Origin of the sequence: Edaphovirga cremea (assembly GCF_003332275.1) — a bacterium.
GTDB classification, from domain to species: Bacteria; Pseudomonadota; Gammaproteobacteria; order Enterobacterales; family Enterobacteriaceae; genus Edaphovirga; species Edaphovirga cremea.
Window position 1 is genome coordinate 168606 of sequence record NZ_QOVA01000003.1, and the last position, 18843, is coordinate 187448.

Below are 18843 nucleotides of genomic sequence, written 5' to 3' on the forward strand. Positions count from 1 at the left end.
GATTATGCAATTACCCCAATTAGTCAATATGTTTGGCGGCTATCTGCAACGGCGCTATGGCGAGAAAGTCCACAAGCTGACGCTGCATGGCGGGTTCAATTGCCCTAATCGCGATGGCACCCTGGGACGTGGTGGCTGCACGTTCTGTAATGTCTCGTCTTTTGCCGATGAAAACATGCAACAGCAGAGTATTGCAGATCAACTGATTTCTCAGGCGAGCAAGGTGAATCGTGCCAAACGTTATCTGGCCTATTTTCAGGCTTACACCAGCACTTATGCCGAAGTCTGTACGTTGCGCAATATGTACCAGCAGGCGCTTGAACAGGCCGAGATGGTCGGATTGTGCGTAGGCACCCGCCCCGATTGCGTGCCTGAAGCCGTGCTGGATCTGCTCTGCGACTACCAGCAACAGGGCTATGAAGTGTGGCTTGAACTGGGTCTGCAAACTGCACATGACAAAACGCTGAAACGAATAAACCGCGGCCATGATTTTGCCAGTTACCACAAAACGACCCAATTGGCGCGGGCGCGTGGATTGAACGTCTGCTGCCATTTGATTGTTGGCTTGCCGGGTGAAGGGCACCAGCAAGTGATGGAGACCTTGCAGCGGGTTCTGGCAACGGGTGTTGATGGCATAAAGTTGCACCCTTTGCACATTGTGACTGGCAGCACCATGGCAAAGGCGTGGCAGGCGGGTCGTTTGCCCGAACTCCCTTTGGCGGAATATACCACTATTGCGGGTGAAGTCATCCGTCACACCCCAAGCGATATTATCTATCACCGCATCTCTGCCAGCGCCCGCCGTCCAACGTTGTTGGCACCATTATGGTGCGAGAACCGCTGGACGGGGATGGTGGAAGTCGGGCGATATCTTATTGAACATGGCGGGCAGGGGTCGGCACTGTCACCCGGGGCGCACTATCATCCTGAATCCGTCATCATCCCTGCTCCACCCTAATCTGACCGAATGATTCAGGTTGTCTCCCTACAAAGTTTGATTCTTTTGCACACTTCCCGGATTGCCGCCTCATCTCTTTGCGGTTTTACGGTATTATTTATCCGAGTCTATCTGAAGGGAGCCTCTATGAAGCAGATCCGGGCCTTGGCCCAGTACTACGTTGATTTAATGGTAAAACTGGGGTTGGTGCGGTTTTCGCTGCTGCTGGCTTCTGCGCTGGTAGTGTTGGCGATGATTGTGCAGATGGCTGTCACCATGCTGTTGCGTGGTGAAGTCGAAAGCATTGATGTGGTGCGCTCGATATTCTTTGGGCTGCTAATTACCCCGTGGGCGGTCTATTTTCTCTCCGTGGTGGTTGAGCAATTGGAAGAGTCCCGTCAGCGACTGTCACGACTGGTTGACAAGCTTGAAGAGATGCGTCATCGCGATCTTGAGCTTAATCATCAGCTTACCGAGAATATCTCCCAGCTTAATCAAGAGATTGCTGACCGTATCAAAGCAGAGGAAGCCCGTCTTGCCGTCGTGGATAAACTCAAAGAGGAGATGGGGCATCGCGAACAGGCGCAGATCGAGTTGAGTCAGCAATCGGCGTTGTTACGCTCTTTTCTTGATGCGTCGCCGGATCTGGTTTATTACCGCAATGAAGATAAAGAGTTCTCTGGCTGCAACCGGGCAATGGAGTTGTTGACCGGAAAGAGTGAAAAACAGTTGATTGGCCTGACGCCAAACGATGTTTATGCGCCCGATATTGCTGAAAAAGTTGTGGAAACCGATGAAAAAGTATTCCGCCACAACGTGTCGCTCACCTACGAACAGTGGCTGGTCTATCCGGATGGCCGCAAAGCCTGTTTTGAACTGCGTAAAGTCCCTTTTTACGATCGCGTCGGTAAACGACATGGGTTGATGGGGTTTGGACGCGATATAACGGAGCGTAAGCGATACCAGGACGCGCTGGAGAATGCGAGCAGGGACAAGACGACTTTCATCTCAACGATCAGCCACGAGCTTCGTACGCCGCTTAATGGCATCGTGGGACTGAGTCGTATCCTGCTGGATACCGAACTTGACGATGAACAACTCAAATACCTGAAAACCATCCATGTCAGCGCCATCACCCTCGGTAATATTTTCAATGACATTATCGAGATGGACAAACTGGAGCGCCGCAAGGTACAACTCGATAATCAGACAATTGATTTTACAGGTTTTATGGCCGACCTGGAGAACCTTTCGGGGCTTCTTGTCCAGCCTAAAGGCTTGAAACTGGTGATGGAACCCCATTTGCCGCTGCCACAGAAAGTGATTACTGACGGTACCCGCCTGCGCCAAATCCTGTGGAATCTGATTGGCAACGCGGTGAAGTTTACGCAAAAAGGCCAGATTACGGTGCGCGTCTGGCGCGAGGAAAAAGATCGGCTGCGCTTTGAAGTGGAAGATTCAGGTATGGGGATCCCGCAGGATGAGCAGGATAAAATCTTTGCCATGTATTATCAGGTTAAGGATCAGCGCGGTGGCAAGCCTGCCACAGGAACCGGCATCGGGCTGGCCGTGTCGAAACGGCTGGCGCAGAGCATGGGCGGTGATATTACGGTCTCCAGCAGCATGGGTCATGGCTCCTGTTTCACGCTGACCATTACCGCACCCGGTGTGGATGAAGAGCCAGCCATCGAGCAAGCAAAAGAGTTGCCACTGCCAGCGCTGCATGTGCTGCTGGTGGAAGACATCGAACTGAACGTGATTGTCGCTCGCTCCGTGCTGGAGAAACTGGGCAACAGTGTCGACGTGGCAATGAACGGTCATGATGCGCTGGCGATGTTCGATCCAGACGAATATGACCTGGTGTTGCTGGATATCCAGCTACCGGATATGACCGGGTTGGATATTGCGCGCCAGGTGCGTGAGCAATACGCTGGCAAAGCGCTGCCACGCTTGGTTGCGTTGACGGCTAACGTACTGAAAGACAAAAAAGAATATCTGGACGCAGGAATGGATGACGTGCTGAGCAAGCCGCTTTCCGTACCTGCACTAACGGCGATGATCAAGCAGTTCTGGGATCAGCAGCCACGGCATGCAGTGCAAAAACAGGATCATAAAATTATGCAAACGAATGAGTCTCTACTTGATGTTGTGATGCTTGATCAGTATCTGCAACTGGTTGGGCCCTCTCTGATTCATCAAAGCCTTGATATCTTCGAACAGGTGATGCCAGCCTACCTGGCCGTGCTGGATTCGAATATGACGGCGCGTGACCAGAAAGGCATTACGGAAGAGGCCCATAAAATCAAGGGTGCCGCAGGTTCAATAGGATTGAAGCACTTGCAGCAAGTGGCACAACAGATCCAGACGCCTTCGCTACCAGCATGGTGGGACAACGTTCAGGAATGGATTGATGAGTTGAAGCAGGATTGGCGTCACGATGTACAAGTGTTGCGTGATTGGGTTGCAGAAGCAGAAAGTGACAAAAGCTGAAAAAAATGACCCCGACCGAGGCCGGGGTGCGCGAATACTGCGCCAACACCAGGGAAATCGTTAACCCGCGAATGATTCTAAGGGTTTTGGTTTTCGCAGGTTTTGGAAGTTCTTTTCAACATTACCAAGAACAACATAGCAAATGTAATCGCTGTTGTTACAGGATTCATTAAAATGTGTGATGTAGATTAGTCTTTATTTATACAAAACTTCAAGCAGTTGTTTTAGGAAAGTGAGAGAGAAAGACATGAATCGTGTCGGCATTGTCTTAAGTGGAGGTGGGTTTCTGCACAGTTCAGAGGCCCATGAAGCAGTACTCACTTTGCGGTCTCTGGAGCATGCAGGAGCCACTGTGGTCTGCTTCGCTCCAGAGGAGATCCAACTTGCTGTTATTAATAACATAACGGGCGAGGAAATTACGGGTTTCCGCAGGGTATTTAATGAGTCGGCAAACCTTGTAAAAGGTGCGGTTTTACCGCTCTCTATTGCCGATCCCGCGCGATTGGATGCGTTGATTATACCCGCTGGAACTGACACCATAAAAATTCTTAGCGGAGTGGCTAGCAACACTGCTAAAAATTGGGTTGATGCCGATTTAACCCAGCTTACGCGAGAAATGCATAAGCAGGGTAAACCAATCGGTTGCGTGGGCGTAGCTTCAACATTAATCCCTCTGATGCTCGGCCAGGGGATCAGATTGACGCTTGGGAATGATCCCGATAGCGCGGAACTCATTGATGCGTTGGGCGCAGAGCACGTTGTTTGTCCGGCTAACGATGTTGTTATCGATTTTGAACGCCAAATTATCAGCACGCCTGGCTACCTGCATACGGACGATATTACTTTAGTTACAGCAGGAATTGATAAGCTGGTAGCACGTATTTTGAGTTGGAGCGCATGAACAATAAAAATATAAAAGTGATCATTTCACGCTTTTTGCGCATCCTCCGTCTGGGGCTGATGACCATTCTCGGCATTTGGATCGCGGGTATCCTGTTGTTTTCATTCTTGCCGGTACCTTTTTCTGCCGTTATGGTCGAGCGCCAGATTGGGGCATGGCTGAGCGGTGATTTTTCTTACGTTGCCCACTCTGACTGGGTATCAATGGATGATATTGCACCGGCGATGGCGTTGGCCGTTATGGCGGCAGAGGATCAGAAATTTCCAGAACATTGGGGATTTGACGTTGAAGCGATTCAGTCAGCGCTTTCGCACAACGAACGCAATGAACATCGAATTCGGGGTGCATCGACACTTTCCCAACAAACGGCAAAAAATCTTTTCTTGTGGGATGGACGGAGTTGGCTGCGCAAAGGGCTGGAAGCGGGCCTGACTGCCGGTATTGAAGTTGTATGGACCAAGCGCCGGATTCTGACCGTCTATCTGAATATTGTCGAATTCGGGGATGGGGTATTCGGTGTGGAACAGGCGGCCCAGCATTTCTTCCATAAACCAGCCAGTCGCCTTACCCGTTCCGAGGCCACATTACTGGCCGCCGTTTTACCCAATCCCCATCAATTCAAGGTCAATGCACCGTCGGGTTACGTTCTGCGTCGTCAGCAATGGATTCTGCGTCAGATGAGCCAGTTGGGCGGTGACGACTTCTTGCAACAACACGGTCTCAAGTAGCTTTTTTGAAATAACTATTCTGACGTCATTATTCTGATACCGAGCAAAAGAAAAAGGCGCGATGACTAATCGCGCCTATAACCCATCGCGCCTATAACCCATCACGCCTTTGCTGACTGAAAGACGTTTACTTCACGTAGGTAAATGCCGTGGTGACATGTTTTACGCCACTGATCTGACTGGCAATTTGTGCTGCAGATTGTCCTTCCTGTGGTGTCACCAGACCTAACAGGAAGACCTCGCCATTTTCTGTCGTCACTTTGACGTTTGAGGATTTGACCGAATCACTGGTCAGGATCTGTGAGCGGACTTTAGTGGTGATCCAGGTATCGAGCGAGGCCGTCCCCAGACTGACCGGCGTCCCTTTACGGATCTCGTTATACACTTCAGCCGCACCATCAACGCCCATCGTTATCTGTTTGGCGCGACTGGCGAGTTCTGTCGTAGGCGCCTGGCCTGTCAGCAGAACTTTACCCTGATACGCCGTGGCAACGATTCGAGCCTCAGCTTTCAGTTGTTGATCTTTGCTAATTGCATTGCTTACGCGTGCTTCCAGCGTGCCGTCGTCGACCTGGGTTCCGACGCTCCGTGGATCAGTCGCCGTTTTTGTAGCAACAGCAGCGCTTCCTACGACCACTGCGCCAACGCAACCTTGTAACATCATGGCACTGAACAGCAGTACCAATGCGGAACGAACCTTCATCTGAGCTCCTTAAAAGTCTGGCTAGCCAGGCTATTTTACTTGTCATTTGGGGTCTGAGCATGGCCATGAAAGGGTGCTTTGTGCCATTGGCCGTCTAAACGTCATTGCCGATAACCCATGAAACACGTCACTATCACCCCATGCACGTAGGTTCCAGTTTCTATATGTCGTTCTCGTCCACTCTTCTCATAATCAAGTGCCGGTTTTAAGCATCCTGATGTGGGAACAGCGTATTATCAATCAGATCACAGAGGCAGTTAACCGTGAGCATGTGCATCTCTTGAATGCGCGCGCTACGGTGGGATGGGATACGGATTTCCACATCCTGCTGCCCCAACAAACCGGCCAATTCCCCGCCATCATAACCTGTCAGTGCGACAATCGTCATATCGCGTGTCACCGCAGCCTCGACCGCCTTCACAATATCACGGCTATTGCCGCGAGTGGAAATAGCGAGCAAAACATCGCCAGCATGACCCAGGGCGCGTACTTGCTTGGCATACACTTCGTCGTGCAAGCGATCGTTGGTAATGGCGGTCAACACCACGTTATCGGCACTGAGTGCAATGGCGGGCAGACTTGGGCGTTCGGTTTCATAACGATTTATCATGCTGGCGGCAAAGTGCTGGGCATTGGCAGCAGACGTTCCATTACCGCAGCAAAGGATTTTATTGCCATTCAGCAGGGATTGAACCAGCGTCATTGCGGCTCTGGAAATGGCATCGGGTAAGGCTTCTGCTGCCGCAATCTGAGTTTGAATGCTCTCAGTGAAGCAGGCTTTTATTCTATCCAGCACGTTGATTTAATCCACTCAGTCATGTGTCCGGTTGCACGTTAACACAAGCAGTACACCAGTAAAAAATATCAATCCGCATTGAATGCATTAGGCAACCATTCTAGCTGGTTGCCGGTAATGGCCAATACATCAAAACGGCAAGATGATGTGTCAAAACTCATATTATTCAGGGAGAGCCAGACATTGGCAGCGTGTAGTAAACGCCGTTGCTTGCGGAAGGTAACACTGGCGGCGGCACCACCAAAAGTATCATTACGCCGATAGCGCACTTCAACAAAAACCCAGGTTTGCCTGTCCCGCATAATCAAATCCAGTTCCCCACCACGCACGGTAACATTTGCAGCGACAAATCGCATGCCTGCTTGCTCAAGATAGCGCCGCGCCCGCATTTCATGGACTGCCCCTATGTGCTGTTTGGCAGACGTCCGTTTTTCCATGCAACACATCCTGTGCAGGTGGGGCAGATCGCGGGGAAGCGCTGGTCATCTTCCCCGCGAGGATACTGAAAAACTTATGATGCTGGAACCAGCGAACCCTGACGGTATTGCAGCCACGGCAGTTTACGGTGAATGACGCAATCGTCATTGGCGCTGAGTTCACCAGTGGATCCAGTGAGTTGGAAGCCAGGTATTTGGCGCATTTCAGCAAAATGACTGGCCAGTGCCCAGGAGTCCATGCCCATTGCATACAGACGAACCAGGGAGTAGTCATTTTTGAACTGCGCGCTGGCTTGCTGCATAAGTTGTGGGTTTGCACCGGCGAGCAGTGGAATATCACTGAACTGCAGACCTTCCATTTCCAGACGATAATCCGGACCCGCACCGGCCTGATAGCTGCGCGAACTGGCGAACAGCGCTGGTTTGGATCGTGAATTGGTAGACATATCAATCATTGGCTTAATCAGCGTCATCTCATCTTGGGTGGCGACAATATAAACCGCATCAATTTTTCCGGACTGGACTGAGGATGATGAACTGGTGATTTGCTCGTCACTTGGTGGAGCCGGGATAGTAATGCCACCGATAGTGACACCCTGCGCTTGCGCCGGTGCGGTCACATTTGTTGTCACAACCACTGGCGTACCTGAAAGGCGGATGCCTGCACCGCTGTTGATGGCCTGTTTCAACTCACCCGTGGAACCAAAACCTTGCTGAAGAACGGTTTGTCCACCCTGTTTCTGCCATTCATCGGCAAAAGCCTTGGCGATGCGATCGCCGAAGCTGCCACGCGGTGCCAGTACCAGCGGCATTTGCTTGTGCTGTGACCAGATATGACGGGCAGCGTCGCGCGCCTCATCTTCAGGTGACAGGGCAAAATAACAGATATTGGGGCTGTTTTTTACTGTCTCTGGCTGATTCAGCGCCAGAATATTGAGTGGTGTCTGGATACCGGACAACTGTTCGACATTACTTTTCAGCAATGGACCGACAATCAGTGTCGCGCCATCTTTCTGCGCTTGCTCAAGCAGGGCAGGCAGTGGCTGACTGGAGGTATCGTAAACTTTCACCTGCGCATGGCTAACCGGTGTTGCGACCGGAGCCGGTATGGCTGGAGCCGCAACCGCAGCAGCCGGAACCGCTGCATTTTCTACGGGAACTGCAGACGGACTGACAACAGCATTGGGGTCGTCAGGGTTTGCTGGCACTGCTGCTGGAGCAACTGCTGTCGAGTTGGGATCCTGTCCTACAGGTTGGGTTGGAGCCGCTACGGTCGTTGGAATACCGTTTTGTGCCGCATTGAAACCCTGCTGAATTGCGTTGGCAAACACCTGCGCCTGACCATTCATTGGCAAGAACAGGGCGATATTCGAAGTGGAGGCTTGCTGGAAATTCAGCACCTGGTTCAATTGGCTCGGCAAGCTCTTGGCCGCCGGGTTTTGCGGATAACGCGTCTGCCAATCTTTTATGCCGACTTTCAGCAGATTGGGATCCTGATTGTTATCCTGATAAATGCGCAGCAGATCGAGCCAACCTTGGAGCACGTTCTCGTTGGCATTGATGACCAGCGAGTTCAGATCCTGTGGGGTAAGCTGAATCAGCGCTGCCCAGGTTTTATCAATATTGTCCTGATGCGCCTGTGCGTTCAGCAGCGGTTCCTGCCCGATATACGCACGAATCAGGCTCAGACCGGATTTACCGGGGTTCGCATCAATCTGCGCCTGGTAGTAGCGGACTTTCTGATTGGCTGACAGGGCATTGGGGTCGAGTTTTTCCAGCGTCGCATTGGCTGCATTGTTGTCTTTTTGCGCAACTTGCAACTCTGCAGTCAGCAGTTGTTGTTCCTGCCGTTGGACATCACTCAGCGCTTGCGGTAGCGTGCCAAGCTGTTCGGCAGCCTGAGGGACTTTCCCTTCTTTCAACAGGGCACGAATGGCGAGTAATTGCCAGTCAGCCTTGTTATCATCGCTGCTTTGCTGCAACTGTTGCAGATAATAATCAGAGCCTGCTGTGGCCTCGTCCTGAATATTTCCCGGCGGTGTCTGTGGTGCCTGACTCGGACAACCAGCAAGAAAAAGAGCGGCCAGAATAATAGGCACCAGTCGCCCTGCATGGGTACGAACAATAGTTGAGGAAAGCATACTGTATCCAGTGATGTTTTTTTCAAGATGCTCAATATTAAATCGGCAATCCGGATGAAACAATGAATCAACACGATCAAGCAGTGATTTCTGCATCAACGCTCTATGTTGTGCCCACTCCCATCGGTAATCTGGGAGATATTACCCAGCGGGCATTGGCCGTCCTGCAAGGCGTTGACCTGATTGCTGCAGAAGATACGCGCCATACGGGTTTGTTGTTACAACATTTTGCGATAAATGCGCGTCTCTTCGCACTCCATGATCATAATGAACAGCAAAAAGCAGACCAACTCATAGCAAAACTGCAGGAAGGTCAAAGTATAGCGTTGGTTTCAGATGCAGGTACGCCGTTAATTAACGATCCTGGCTACCATCTGGTTCGCCGTTGTCGTGAGGCCGGTATCCGCGTGGTGCCTTTACCGGGCGCTTGTGCCGCTATCGCAGCACTTTCAGCGGCGGGTATCGCCTCAGACCGTTTCTGCTATGAAGGCTTTTTGCCAGCTAAAACCAAAGCGCGCAAGGATACGCTACAGGCTCTGATAGAGGAACCTCGCACGCTGATCTTTTATGAATCAACCCACCGTCTGCTGGAAAGTTTGCAGGACATGGTGGACGTTCTCGGCCCGGATCGCTATGTGGTTCTGGCGCGTGAATTGACCAAAACCTGGGAGTCCATTCACGGTGCGCCAGTGGGTGAACTCCTGGCGTGGGTGTTGGAGGATGAAGTCCGCAAACGTGGTGAAATGGTGCTGATTGTCGAAGGGCATAAAGTGGATCACGAGGCGCTGCCAGCCGAAGCATTACGGACATTGGCCTTGTTGCAGAAAGAGTTACCATTGAAAAAAGCTGCCGCGCTGACGGCTGAAATTCATGGCGTGAAGAAGAATTCGCTCTATCGTTACGCGCTGGACCAGCAGGAAAGCGATTAAAAACCCGTTGCCTGCCGTTCTTGATGCAATGTCACCGCAAAGGATGACATTTGGATCAAAGTATCCTATTATCCGCGCCGGAGTTGACCAGACAGTCGCCGCTTCACTGCCGTCCCTTTCGGGGGAGACAGGTGGAGGGGAGGAAAGTCCGGGCTCCATAGGGCAGGGTGCCAGGTAACGCCTGGGGGGCGCAAGCCTACGACAAGTGCAACAGAGAGCAAACCGCCGATGGCCTACGCAAGTGGGATCAGGTAAGGGTGAAAGGGTGCGGTAAGAGCGCACCGCGCGGCTGGCAACAGTTCGTGGCATGGTAAACTCCACCCGGAGCAAGGCCAAATAGGGGTTCGCATGGTACGGCCCGTACTGAACCCGGGTAGGCTGCTTGAGCCAGTGAGCGATTGCTGGCCTAGACGAATGACTGTCCACGACAGAACCCGGCTTACCGGTCAACTCCCTCAATAAATGAAGCCCGTGTAACGAGAGTTACACGGGCTTTCTTTTTGCTGCGCGTTTATCCGCGCTTAACGTTTTTTTATTGCTTTGCAGGTGGCTTTTGCTCGTTTGATTCACGTCTCTTGAAAATTACTGACTGCCTATACCGGCAGATCGATCAGCAGTGCGCGTAAGGGCGAGTCTGCGACAACCATTAATTGCTGCTCCTGATGAAGGAATGCCCCATCGCCACAGGTCAGATGCTGTTTCTCATCACCTGAAGTACTGATTGCCTGAACGGTACCGTGAATGGATTGCAGGTACGCACGGGGGCCATTGATTGTCAGCGTTTTTGTTTCGCCAGCATCCAGTTCCAGATGATGGATCCACACCTGCTGACGTAACTGCAAACTGCCCTGTGCGCCATCGGGTGAGGCCAGCAGACGATAACTTTCGTCACCGAGAGTCAGACGCTGAATGAGCTCATTTTCACGCTCGGGACAGGCATCCAGCCACAGTTGCATGCGCGTCAGCGGGATGTCCTGACTCACATTCTGCTCACTGTAGGCCACGCCCTGCTGGGTGGATAGCAATAAGGCATCGCCAGCACCAGCCCGTAAATGGTTGCCTTCGCTGTCGCGGTATTCCGCTTCGCCCTGCAAAATCAGGTTCAAAATATCCACGCGAGGATAGCTGCGCGGTTGAAGACTGGCACCTGGTGCCAGAATCTCCTGGTTCAATACCCGCAAAGAGGCATATCCCATCAGGTTCGGGTCGAAGTAGTGTCCGAAGGAAAATGTGTAGCGTGCCTGAAGCCAACCAAAGTCTGCTTTTCCGCACTGTTTTGCTGTTCTGCATGTGATCATGACAATGTTGGCTCTTATAAATTGATACACAAATGGTAAGCGTCTGGACGCGGGATTGTTAGCCAGTTAATCTGGTCGCTATATTCAAATTTCCTGACAGAGAAAAAACATGGCCAGAGATCGGGCGTTAACACTGGAAGCGCTGCGAGTAATGGATGCTATAGACCGACGTGGCAGTTTTGCTGCCGCTGCTGATGAGCTTGGACGCGTACCCTCAGCATTGAGCTATACGATGCAGAAATTGGAAGAGGAGCTTGATGTGGTGCTTTTTGACCGCTCAGGCCATCGCACAAAGTTCACCAACGTAGGCCGGATGCTGCTGGAGCGTGGACGGGTATTGCTCGAAGCCGCCGACAAACTGACCACCGATGCCGAAGCATTGGCAAGAGGGTGGGAAACGCACATCACTATCGTTTGTGAAGCCTTATCCCCGGCCACACAGTTGTTCCCACTGATTGAAAAACTGGCGCTGAAAGCCAATACGCAGGTGTCGTTGCTCACTGAGGTTCTGGCGGGCGCCTGGGAGCGGTTGGAGCAGGGACGGGCGGATATTGTGATCGCACCGGATATGCATTTCCGCTCTTCTTCTGAGATCAACAGCCGAAAGTTGTACAAAGTGATGAGCGTCTACGTGGCGGCACCGGGACATCCGATTCATCAGGAGCCGGAGCCTTTGTCTGAGATTACCCGGGTAAAATACCGCGGTATTGCGGTTGCGGATACTGCCCGCGAACGCCCGGTATTGACGGTGCAATTACTGGACAAACAGCAACGGCTGACGGTCAGCAGCATTGCCGAGAAACGCCAGGCTTTGCTGGCCGGATTAGGTGTGGCGACCATGCCCTATTCCATGGTGGAAAAGGATATCACCGAGGGCCGTCTGCGGGTGGTCAGCGCGGAATTTAGCAATGAGAACGACATTATCATGGCGTGGCGACGCGACAGCATGGGTGAGGCCAAAGCGTGGTTCCTGCGTGAGATCCCCCGCCTGTTCAGCCGTCATCAGCAGTAAGCACATGGCGAAAAATCCTCCCCGTAACCCGTCCTGCAACTCGAATTATTTAGGGGATATCTGTGTACGGGAGGATTTTTTATCAGGCGAAGCGGATATCCCTGCCGTGTTCGGCGAGTAAATCCTGGTCAGGCCCCACTGAAATGATCCCGGTTGGATTGATCGTGGCGTGACTGCGATAGTAGTGATTACGGATATGCGCGAAGTTTACCGTGTCTTCAACGCCTGGCAGTTGATAGATATCGCGCAGAAAACCATAAAGATTCGGATAGTCACTGATGCGGTGCAGATCGCATTTGAAGTGGGTGACATAAACGGGATCGAAGCGAACCAGCGTGGTCCAGAGCCGCAGATCGGCTTCTGTAAGTTGACTGCCCGTCAGATATCGACGCTGGTCAAGAATCTTCTCCAACCGCGCCAAAGCGGAAAATACATCCCCAACCGCCTCATCATAAGCTTCCTGACTGGTGGCAAAACCGGCTTTGTAGACGCCGTTATTCACCAGCGGATAAATCCAATCGTTGAGATCATCAATTTCTGCTCGCAACGCCAGAGGATAATAGTCCCCAGCACGCGCGCCTACCGCGTCGAAAGCGCTATTGAACATGCGGATGATATCGGCAGATTCATTACTGACGATAGTCTGCTGCTGTTTGTCCCACAGCACCGGTACAGTAACCCTGCCGGTGTAGTCCTGCTGGGCATGCAGATAGAGTTCAAACAGATAATCGTGGTGATAGAGATCGTCACCTGTGGCGTCAGGGAAGTCGGTGCCAAACGTCCAGCCGTGATCCAGCATTAATGGATGTACTACGGAAACCGGGATGATTTTTTCCAGTCCTTTGAGTTTTCGCATCAGCAAAGTGCGATGAGCCCAGGGGCAGGCGAGGGAAACATACAAATGATAACGATCTTTTTCTGCCCTGAAACCCTCACGCCCGTGAGGACCGGCTTGCCCATCGAGAGTGACCCAATTGCGGAATTGTGATGTGGAGCGCTTGAAGTGACCGCCGGTCGACTTGGTGTCATACCAGGTGTCATGCCAGATACCGTCGACTAATTGTCCCATGAAATTCTCCTTTCACCATTGAAGTATTGAGGATAAACGAGACAGGGGCGAGAGTGATATACAGTATAACTGTTTCACTCTTGCCCCTGTGATAAGTGTAGCGCTAATTGCTCAAATGGTTTTTTACCATTTCTTGTTCAGCAGACGATCGAGGCTGAATCCACCTGGACCCGCTACGCTCAGAACCAGGAAACCACCCGCGATAGAGAAATTCTTCATAAACATCATCTGGTTTACGCCTTCCGCAAAGTTGCTGTGGAAGAGCAGCGCCGTCAACACGGTGAAGATAGCGGTAATCAGCGCCGTGGTGCGGGTCAGGAAGCCAAACAGAATTGCCAGGCCACCACCAAATTCAAGAAGAATGGTCAACGGCAGCATAAATCCAGGCACACCCATGGCCTGCATGTACTGTTGAGTACCCGCATAACCTGCACCCATTTTCCCGTAACCGGCCACGATAAACAGAATCGGCATCATAATGCGTGCGATAAGTAAGCCGGTATCTTCTAATTTTTTCATCATTTGCTCCAAAGTAATTAACGGGTCATGTGCCGTAAAATTTGAGGGACAAACGCCGGTATTAGCGGCCTCTGTTCCTGTGTCTGTGCGATGGAGCAGATACTAATGCGAAACCTTTCAGCTTGTTAGCGAGTAATACTGTCGTTTTAATTCAAAAAATCTGATGGCTGAAAAATGTCTGTATAAATCACAGGCAGAATAAGGGGCCAGGGTGGGAATGGTAGAGGGTGGGGACGAAGAAAAACGGTAGTCAGTGATGACTACCGTACATTAAAGGTGCGACGGAAAAGTTTGACGGTTCCCCAGATGCCAACGGCGCGTCTGGCCCAACGAACAACTTTGCTGGGATGACGGACACCGTAGACAGCCAGCAGGCTGGAACCCACGATGAGGTATTTCTTCATGTCGACAATTTTAAGCCAGCCACGATCAATAGAGGCCGTGGCTCTGAGCCACTCCTTACGGCTGGCGGAGAGATCCAACCGCTGTTGGATAATCATCTCCATTAGACGTGTTTTTTCTCGTTGCCGCGCACTCTGGCTCATTTTTTATCATCCTCGAGAAGAGAACGATCAATTTCCAGTTGCTTGCGCGTGACGCTCAGCAAGGTTGTGCGTCTGGCTTTTGACAGGGTCCAGATTATCCCAACCAGGGCCAGAAAAAGTAATATCGCGGTTGTTATACCGACCGCCATCAAGCGATCGGCCGGATCAATGGCCCAGAATGCCAGAATCAGCAAACTCATCAGGCCAAAGGCCAGGAACAACAAGGTTATGCCGGTCATCATCAATAACTGGATAAGGTTGTTTTTTTCCTCTTCCAATTCGACAACGGCCAGGCGCAACCGTGTTTCCACCATACCGACCATGATGGTCACAATGCGGTGGGCGATATCCAGGATCCCTCTGGCGGGACCCTGTGATGGTTGCTGGTGATCGGCCATTATCAGCGGCGTGCCAGCAGAACGCCCAGCACAACACCGACAGCTGCACCGATTCCCACGCCTGTCCACGGGTTATCATGCACATAAGTGTCTGCACGGTCGGCAATCACTTTGGACTGATCGGCAATCTTTTCGCCTGTATCGGTCAGGCGAATCCGCGTCTCTTTCAGCGCACTTTCCGCTTTGCTACGCAGTTTGTCCAACTCAGCCTTGGGTTTGTCCGTGGAGGTTTTCAGGACCTCTTCCAGAGTATCGGCCAGTGACTTCAATTCAGCGCGTAAATTCTCAGAGGTTCTATCTTGTGCCATGAGGTAACTCCTTAGCTTTTAGAGAGACGGACTTTTAACATAGCGGATTTTCCGGCATGCGCAAATGCGATTAGTCTGGATGATTCTGCTGACTTTACTGCACATTACTGGATAAATCCGATGTCGCTCGATCTCCAGCAGCAATGCCACCGGAGAAAAATTTATTGGGCGCTGGCCTCTTTCAACTCTTGCTCAGCCTCGTCCAGTTTTTCCTGCTTGTTGGCGATTTTATCGCTTTTACCCGTTTCCTTTGCTTCTGCCAGCTCTTGCTTGCGTTTGGCGACTTCTTGCTGCTTTTCAGCAATTCTCTTTTGCCGATCTGCTTCGAGACCTGCATCTGTACAGTTGTTTACTACTTCGCGGAGAGCCGTTTCCAGGCCGGCGACTCTATGGCTGCTCCCATGTTTTTTAGCATAATCAATCTGTTGCTGAATATCTTGCTGCTTGGCAGCACAGCCCCCAGTGGTAGGCGCGGCGAAAGTCGCCGTAGAGAAAGCAATAATCGGAAGGATAAACAACCACGAAGGACGTAACGTCATAAACAGATTCCTTTTGTTCAGGCAAAAAATATCAGCGCCTAAATTTCCATACTGCCAAAAAGGCAAATTATGATGCAGCGTTATAGCTACCCCTCTAAGCATAGTCGCAAATCATGGTTTACCCAAATTTCAAGGCATTAACGGGTCAACGTTACCGGTGGACAACAACGTGGGGCGAACAAAAAAGGCGCCTCGGCGCCTTTTCAAAAGGGGACGTAGTGCATAAAGCTACCCCATTTTTTCCTGATCGCGGGTGAGCTTCCGGACCCAATTGATCGATTCCACAGCGTTGCATTGCGACACGATATAGCCCATGGGCAGAATAGTACGGAGTGCTTCCTGCGCCTGGATTCGCTGATCTGGCGATTCGAGCCGCACGACCAGCGTATCTTGTTCGGGGGTAATGCTTTTAATGCGGATGCCTTGCTGATCCAACTGTTGATAAACAAAGAAACCATCCGGTAACGCCTGCCCAGGTCGGGTTGGTCTGATCTGCAAAGCATTATCATGATTGTTGGTGCGCGGAAGGGTTATCATTCCCACGATCGCCAGCAAAACCATCAGGCACATGACCCACTGCCAGGGGATGCGATGTAACGCCTTAATTTGTTTCACGCCTTGTTCCCTTTTTTCTGACGGCTCGACATTTTCTTGCGCCACAGTACATAGAGCGAAGCCACAAGCCCAAACACCAGTAATATCAGCGGCAGCAGCATCAGGCAGAACATCAACTGATCTTCATATTTTATGAACAACGGTGTTTTGCCCAGCAAAAAGCCAAATACGGTCAGGATCACCACCCATAACAGGCCGCTCATCCAGTTGAAAAACTGAAAGCGGGCATTGCTGAGGCCAGAAAGCCCGGCAATGGTCGGCAACAGAGTGCGCACAAATGCCAGAAAACGACCGATGAGCAAGGCTGACAATCCGTGGCGGTGGAACAAGTTGTGCGCCCGTTGGTGGTAGTGGGCGGGAAGGTGTGACAACCAGCTTTGAACAAGGCGTGTGTTTCCGAGCCATCGACCCTGAATATAGCTGACCCAGCAACCCAGGCTGGCCGCGGTCGTGAGGATAAAGATAGTCAGGGGGAATCCCATGGTGCCTTTGGCGATCAAAACGCCTACCAAAATCAGCAGACTGTCACCGGGCAGGAAAGCGGCAGGCAAAAGGCCATTTTCCAAAAAGAGAATCACAAATAGCAGACCATAGATCGTCCACATCAGGGACGGATTGGCAAGGGTCTCGTAATCCTGCTGCCATAAGGCATTCAACAGTTCTTTAATGATATCCATTTAGCATTCCTGAAACTTCATTGTTCTATAATCGCTCAGCGCCTGGATCGACAACTTGTCTGCGGATTGTTTGCTGCTCACCGACGGGGACTCACAACGCGCTGAAATAACAATCGATTTGCCATTCAGATTAGCTGTGATAGGTCAGCGTGCCGCGGTACAAGATATTACTTTCTTTCCAACCACCTATCCGGCTCTGATGCCGGGGAGCATGTAGCGTCCAGTTGCTACAAATTAGCTGAATGGATTTTTTACAGGGTTGAGGAGTAAATCCACTCCTGATGTCTGTTTCTGCCATTAAAAAGTCATGCAATGCCACATAGGTGCTGTATTGCACTGAAGCACTTTGCAGATAACCGCGACTTAGTACCGGTTGATGACGAGCTGCGCTTTTCCGCCTGAGATCGTGTGGTATATCTGCCTGTAGATTGTTCTGCGATAAGAAGCGGAAGTCAGAATCAGTGGGTGATAATAGCGATAAATCTGCTCGCACACCCGGCTGATGGGCTGGCTCTGCATATAAAGTGTCGCTGGAGGCGTTGGACGCCCAGCAAGACAGTATTATTGACAGTGCAAAAAACCAGCGCATTTAGTCGAAATTCATTCCAGCCAAGAGTAATAAAAGTGCTCTAACTGTAACAAAGTTACAGAAACCGAGACAGGGAAATATACAGCCTTGAGGGGGATGTTTTAAGTACTACTTCATATTATCGAGTAAATTGTTTTCCTATTTACACTCGCTGACGGAAAGAGACGTTAGCTGACGCTAATCTGGACTTCCTGGCACGTTAAGAAGGTGAAAACGCTATATTTATCACTGATAACAAAATTGCAACCTGATAGCGACAAAAGAGGGGGTTAAGAGAAGGACACCTCAGATGAGGCACCCTGTCAGAATAAGAATGGAGAGGGATTAATATTATTGCGGAACGCTATTTTGTGACTGCTGTGACCTGATCGAGATGTACCACTGGGTTTTCTGCAAACAGGTAACGATCGACATTGAATTCGAAGTCATCGGTAGTCGCGCGAAAGAGCATTTGCTTGGTATTTTCGAGGTGTTGCCACATCGCCAATTTTGCGGCGTAGGGATCTTTACGCATTAAGGCTTTAAGAATCTGATCGTGATCTTCGCACCAGCTCTCAATCGATTTTTCATCAATATGCTCGTGCAGTTTACGCCAGTAGGGGTTATGCACCCGTTGGCTCCACATCTTTTCAACGATAGTCGCCATCGCCGTATTTTGTGTTGCCATCGCTACCTGAATATGGAATTTGAGATCCCACTGCGAATCGCGGAAACGGTCTTCCTGACGCGCATGCTCCTGAATTTCCATCAGTTGAACGATGTCTTGCTTGGTCACCTGCGTAGCGGCGAACTCGGCAATATTGCTTTCAATCAGTTGTCTGGCCTGCAGCAGTTCAAAGGGACCCGCAGTGGCGAATTCAATTTCGGCACTGGGCATAACCAGGTGTTTCTGCTGGTTGGACATAACATGGATGCCCGAACCTTTACGCACCTCAACATATCCCTCTACCTCCAGCATAATAATCGCCTCACGGACTACCGTGCGACTGACATTCATCTCTTCAGAAATGAAGCGTTCAGCAGGAAGTTTTTCGCCAACCTGATAGACCCCGGTTTCGATTCTCTGCTTTAACTCTGCGGCCAACTGCTGGTATAACCGCCTGGTTTCTGTGAATTCCATGATGCGAGCTCTTGGGTAGCGTGGGCTGACGATATTAGCAAGCTTTCGATGAAGAAATCATGTGCCGTGACTCATTGCATTTGCTTGACTTG

20 protein-coding genes and 1 other RNA gene are annotated in these 18843 nt (G+C 51.1%); 7 read left to right on the forward strand and 14 right to left on the reverse strand.

The features are described from left to right. Positions 1 to 4 precede the first annotated feature (4 nt). The 4 genes from mnmL to mtgA all read left to right on the forward strand — a co-directional run bounded on the left by mnmL (position 5) and on the right by mtgA (position 5056). The gene (gene mnmL, locus DRI82_RS05905; RefSeq protein WP_114192576.1) at positions 5 to 958 is read left to right on the forward strand and encodes a tRNA modification radical SAM protein MnmL/YtqA; all 954 of its coding nucleotides are present in this window, start codon (positions 5 to 7) and stop codon (positions 956 to 958) included. A 126-nt stretch (positions 959 to 1084) separates the two neighbouring features. Continuing rightward, positions 1085 to 3427: an aerobic respiration two-component sensor histidine kinase ArcB gene (arcB, locus tag DRI82_RS05910; protein ID WP_114192577.1), complete on the forward strand. Its 2343-nt coding sequence runs from the start codon at positions 1085 to 1087 to the stop codon at positions 3425 to 3427. Positions 3428 to 3674: 247 nt separating this feature from the next. Beyond that, entirely contained in the window at positions 3675 to 4328 is a 654-nt protein-coding gene (gene elbB, locus DRI82_RS05915; protein WP_114192578.1) for an isoprenoid biosynthesis glyoxalase ElbB, read from the forward strand. Further along, on the forward strand, positions 4325 to 5056 hold the full coding sequence (mtgA, locus tag DRI82_RS05920; RefSeq protein ID WP_114192579.1) for a monofunctional biosynthetic peptidoglycan transglycosylase: 732 nt from the start codon (positions 4325 to 4327) through the stop codon (positions 5054 to 5056). The genes elbB and mtgA overlap by 4 nt, the downstream gene beginning before the upstream one ends. A gap of 127 nt (positions 5057 to 5183) precedes the next feature. Here the strand turns inward: mtgA and dolP are convergent, their stop codons facing one another. The 4 genes from dolP to DRI82_RS05940 form a co-directional block, all read right to left on the reverse strand. After that, positions 5184 to 5759: a division/outer membrane stress-associated lipid-binding lipoprotein gene (dolP, locus tag DRI82_RS05925; RefSeq protein ID WP_114192580.1), complete on the reverse strand. Its 576-nt coding sequence runs from the start codon at positions 5757 to 5759 to the stop codon at positions 5184 to 5186. A 205-nt stretch (positions 5760 to 5964) separates the two neighbouring features. Then, positions 5965 to 6555, reverse strand: coding sequence for a DnaA initiator-associating protein DiaA (diaA, locus tag DRI82_RS05930; protein WP_114192581.1), 591 nt, complete (start codon positions 6553 to 6555; stop codon positions 5965 to 5967). 68 nt (positions 6556 to 6623) lie between these two features. Then, positions 6624 to 6992, reverse strand: a complete 369-nt coding sequence (locus DRI82_RS05935; protein WP_211317632.1) for a YraN family protein — start codon at positions 6990 to 6992, stop codon at positions 6624 to 6626. A 74-nt stretch (positions 6993 to 7066) separates the two neighbouring features. Beyond that, positions 7067 to 9133, reverse strand: coding sequence for a penicillin-binding protein activator (locus DRI82_RS05940; RefSeq protein ID WP_114192583.1), 2067 nt, complete (start codon positions 9131 to 9133; stop codon positions 7067 to 7069). Positions 9134 to 9195: 62 nt separating this feature from the next. Between DRI82_RS05940 and rsmI the strand changes: the two genes are divergently transcribed. Next, positions 9196 to 10062 (forward strand): 16S rRNA (cytidine(1402)-2'-O)-methyltransferase, encoded by an 867-nt coding sequence (gene rsmI / locus DRI82_RS05945; protein ID WP_114192584.1) that lies wholly within the window; start codon positions 9196 to 9198, stop codon positions 10060 to 10062. 79 nt (positions 10063 to 10141) lie between these two features. Then, an RNA gene (rnpB, locus tag DRI82_RS05950) (RNase P RNA component class A) lies at positions 10142 to 10520 on the forward strand. Between the two features lie 135 nt (positions 10521 to 10655). Here rnpB and DRI82_RS05955 read toward each other — a convergent pair. Further along, positions 10656 to 11360 (reverse strand): pirin family protein, encoded by a 705-nt coding sequence (locus DRI82_RS05955; RefSeq protein WP_114192585.1) that lies wholly within the window; start codon positions 11358 to 11360, stop codon positions 10656 to 10658. Positions 11361 to 11469: 109 nt separating this feature from the next. On the opposite strand from DRI82_RS05955, the gene DRI82_RS05960 reads away from it, so the two are divergent. Further along, positions 11470 to 12372, forward strand: coding sequence for a LysR family transcriptional regulator (locus DRI82_RS05960; protein WP_114192586.1), 903 nt, complete (start codon positions 11470 to 11472; stop codon positions 12370 to 12372). Positions 12373 to 12454: 82 nt separating this feature from the next. On the opposite strand, the gene DRI82_RS05965 is transcribed toward DRI82_RS05960, so the two are convergent. The 9 genes from DRI82_RS05965 to exuR form a co-directional block, all read right to left on the reverse strand. Continuing rightward, positions 12455 to 13441, reverse strand: a complete 987-nt coding sequence (locus tag DRI82_RS05965) for a glutathione S-transferase family protein (RefSeq protein WP_114192587.1) — start codon at positions 13439 to 13441, stop codon at positions 12455 to 12457. 123 nt (positions 13442 to 13564) lie between these two features. Beyond that, a complete protein-coding gene (locus DRI82_RS05970) occupies positions 13565 to 13960 on the reverse strand; it encodes a DoxX family protein (RefSeq protein ID WP_114192588.1) in 396 nt (131 codons plus the stop codon). 260 nt (positions 13961 to 14220) lie between these two features. Then, complete coding sequence (locus tag DRI82_RS05975) at positions 14221 to 14505, reverse strand: YqjK-like family protein (RefSeq protein ID WP_114192589.1); 285 nt, start codon at positions 14503 to 14505, stop codon at positions 14221 to 14223. Then, on the reverse strand, positions 14502 to 14903 hold the full coding sequence (locus DRI82_RS05980; protein WP_114192590.1) for a phage holin family protein: 402 nt from the start codon (positions 14901 to 14903) through the stop codon (positions 14502 to 14504). Before DRI82_RS05980 ends, DRI82_RS05975 begins: the two co-directional genes overlap by 4 nt. Positions 14904 to 14905: 2 nt before the next feature. After that, entirely contained in the window at positions 14906 to 15211 is a 306-nt protein-coding gene (locus tag DRI82_RS05985; RefSeq protein ID WP_114192591.1) for an ElaB/YgaM/YqjD family protein, read from the reverse strand. 161 nt (positions 15212 to 15372) lie between these two features. Beyond that, on the reverse strand, positions 15373 to 15750 hold the full coding sequence (locus DRI82_RS05990; protein WP_114192592.1) for a DUF1090 domain-containing protein: 378 nt from the start codon (positions 15748 to 15750) through the stop codon (positions 15373 to 15375). Positions 15751 to 15978: 228 nt separating this feature from the next. Beyond that, positions 15979 to 16365 carry an EnvZ/OmpR regulon moderator MzrA gene (mzrA, locus tag DRI82_RS05995; RefSeq protein WP_245956786.1) on the reverse strand — a complete coding sequence of 129 codons (387 nt, stop codon included), beginning with the start codon at positions 16363 to 16365 and terminating at the stop codon, positions 15979 to 15981. Then, complete coding sequence (locus DRI82_RS06000; RefSeq protein WP_114192593.1) at positions 16362 to 17042, reverse strand: DedA family protein; 681 nt, start codon at positions 17040 to 17042, stop codon at positions 16362 to 16364. The genes mzrA and DRI82_RS06000 overlap by 4 nt, the downstream gene beginning before the upstream one ends. Positions 17043 to 17974: 932 nt before the next feature. Next, positions 17975 to 18751, reverse strand: coding sequence for a transcriptional regulator ExuR (gene exuR / locus DRI82_RS06005; protein WP_114192594.1), 777 nt, complete (start codon positions 18749 to 18751; stop codon positions 17975 to 17977). Positions 18752 to 18843: the final 92 nt, after the last annotated feature.

What these genes read in the sequence shown, in the direction of transcription:
- DRI82_RS05960 (WP_114192586.1), top strand. Translation starts at nt 11,470, where the DNA reads ATGGCCAGAGATCGGGCGTTAACACTGGAAGCGCTGCGAGTAATGGAT.
- DRI82_RS06000 (WP_114192593.1), bottom strand. Translation starts at nt 17,042, where the DNA reads ATGGATATCATTAAAGAACTGTTGAATGCCTTATGGCAGCAGGATTAC.
- DRI82_RS05980 (WP_114192590.1), bottom strand. Translation starts at nt 14,903, where the DNA reads ATGGCCGATCACCAGCAACCATCACAGGGTCCCGCCAGAGGGATCCTG.
- elbB (WP_114192578.1), top strand. Translation starts at nt 3,675, where the DNA reads ATGAATCGTGTCGGCATTGTCTTAAGTGGAGGTGGGTTTCTGCACAGT.
- DRI82_RS05955 (WP_114192585.1), bottom strand. Translation starts at nt 11,360, where the DNA reads ATGATCACATGCAGAACAGCAAAACAGTGCGGAAAAGCAGACTTTGGT.
- DRI82_RS05940 (WP_114192583.1), bottom strand. Translation starts at nt 9,133, where the DNA reads ATGCTTTCCTCAACTATTGTTCGTACCCATGCAGGGCGACTGGTGCCT.
- DRI82_RS05990 (WP_114192592.1), bottom strand. Translation starts at nt 15,750, where the DNA reads ATGACGTTACGTCCTTCGTGGTTGTTTATCCTTCCGATTATTGCTTTC.
- mnmL (WP_114192576.1), top strand. Translation starts at nt 5, where the DNA reads ATGCAATTACCCCAATTAGTCAATATGTTTGGCGGCTATCTGCAACGG.
- DRI82_RS05935 (WP_211317632.1), bottom strand. Translation starts at nt 6,992, where the DNA reads ATGGAAAAACGGACGTCTGCCAAACAGCACATAGGGGCAGTCCATGAA.
- mtgA (WP_114192579.1), top strand. Translation starts at nt 4,325, where the DNA reads ATGAACAATAAAAATATAAAAGTGATCATTTCACGCTTTTTGCGCATC.
- DRI82_RS05975 (WP_114192589.1), bottom strand. Translation starts at nt 14,505, where the DNA reads ATGAGCCAGAGTGCGCGGCAACGAGAAAAAACACGTCTAATGGAGATG.
- exuR (WP_114192594.1), bottom strand. Translation starts at nt 18,751, where the DNA reads ATGGAATTCACAGAAACCAGGCGGTTATACCAGCAGTTGGCCGCAGAG.
- DRI82_RS05970 (WP_114192588.1), bottom strand. Translation starts at nt 13,960, where the DNA reads ATGAAAAAATTAGAAGATACCGGCTTACTTATCGCACGCATTATGATG.
- rsmI (WP_114192584.1), top strand. Translation starts at nt 9,196, where the DNA reads ATGAATCAACACGATCAAGCAGTGATTTCTGCATCAACGCTCTATGTT.
- DRI82_RS05965 (WP_114192587.1), bottom strand. Translation starts at nt 13,441, where the DNA reads ATGGGACAATTAGTCGACGGTATCTGGCATGACACCTGGTATGACACC.
- DRI82_RS05985 (WP_114192591.1), bottom strand. Translation starts at nt 15,211, where the DNA reads ATGGCACAAGATAGAACCTCTGAGAATTTACGCGCTGAATTGAAGTCA.
- dolP (WP_114192580.1), bottom strand. Translation starts at nt 5,759, where the DNA reads ATGAAGGTTCGTTCCGCATTGGTACTGCTGTTCAGTGCCATGATGTTA.
- arcB (WP_114192577.1), top strand. Translation starts at nt 1,085, where the DNA reads ATGAAGCAGATCCGGGCCTTGGCCCAGTACTACGTTGATTTAATGGTA.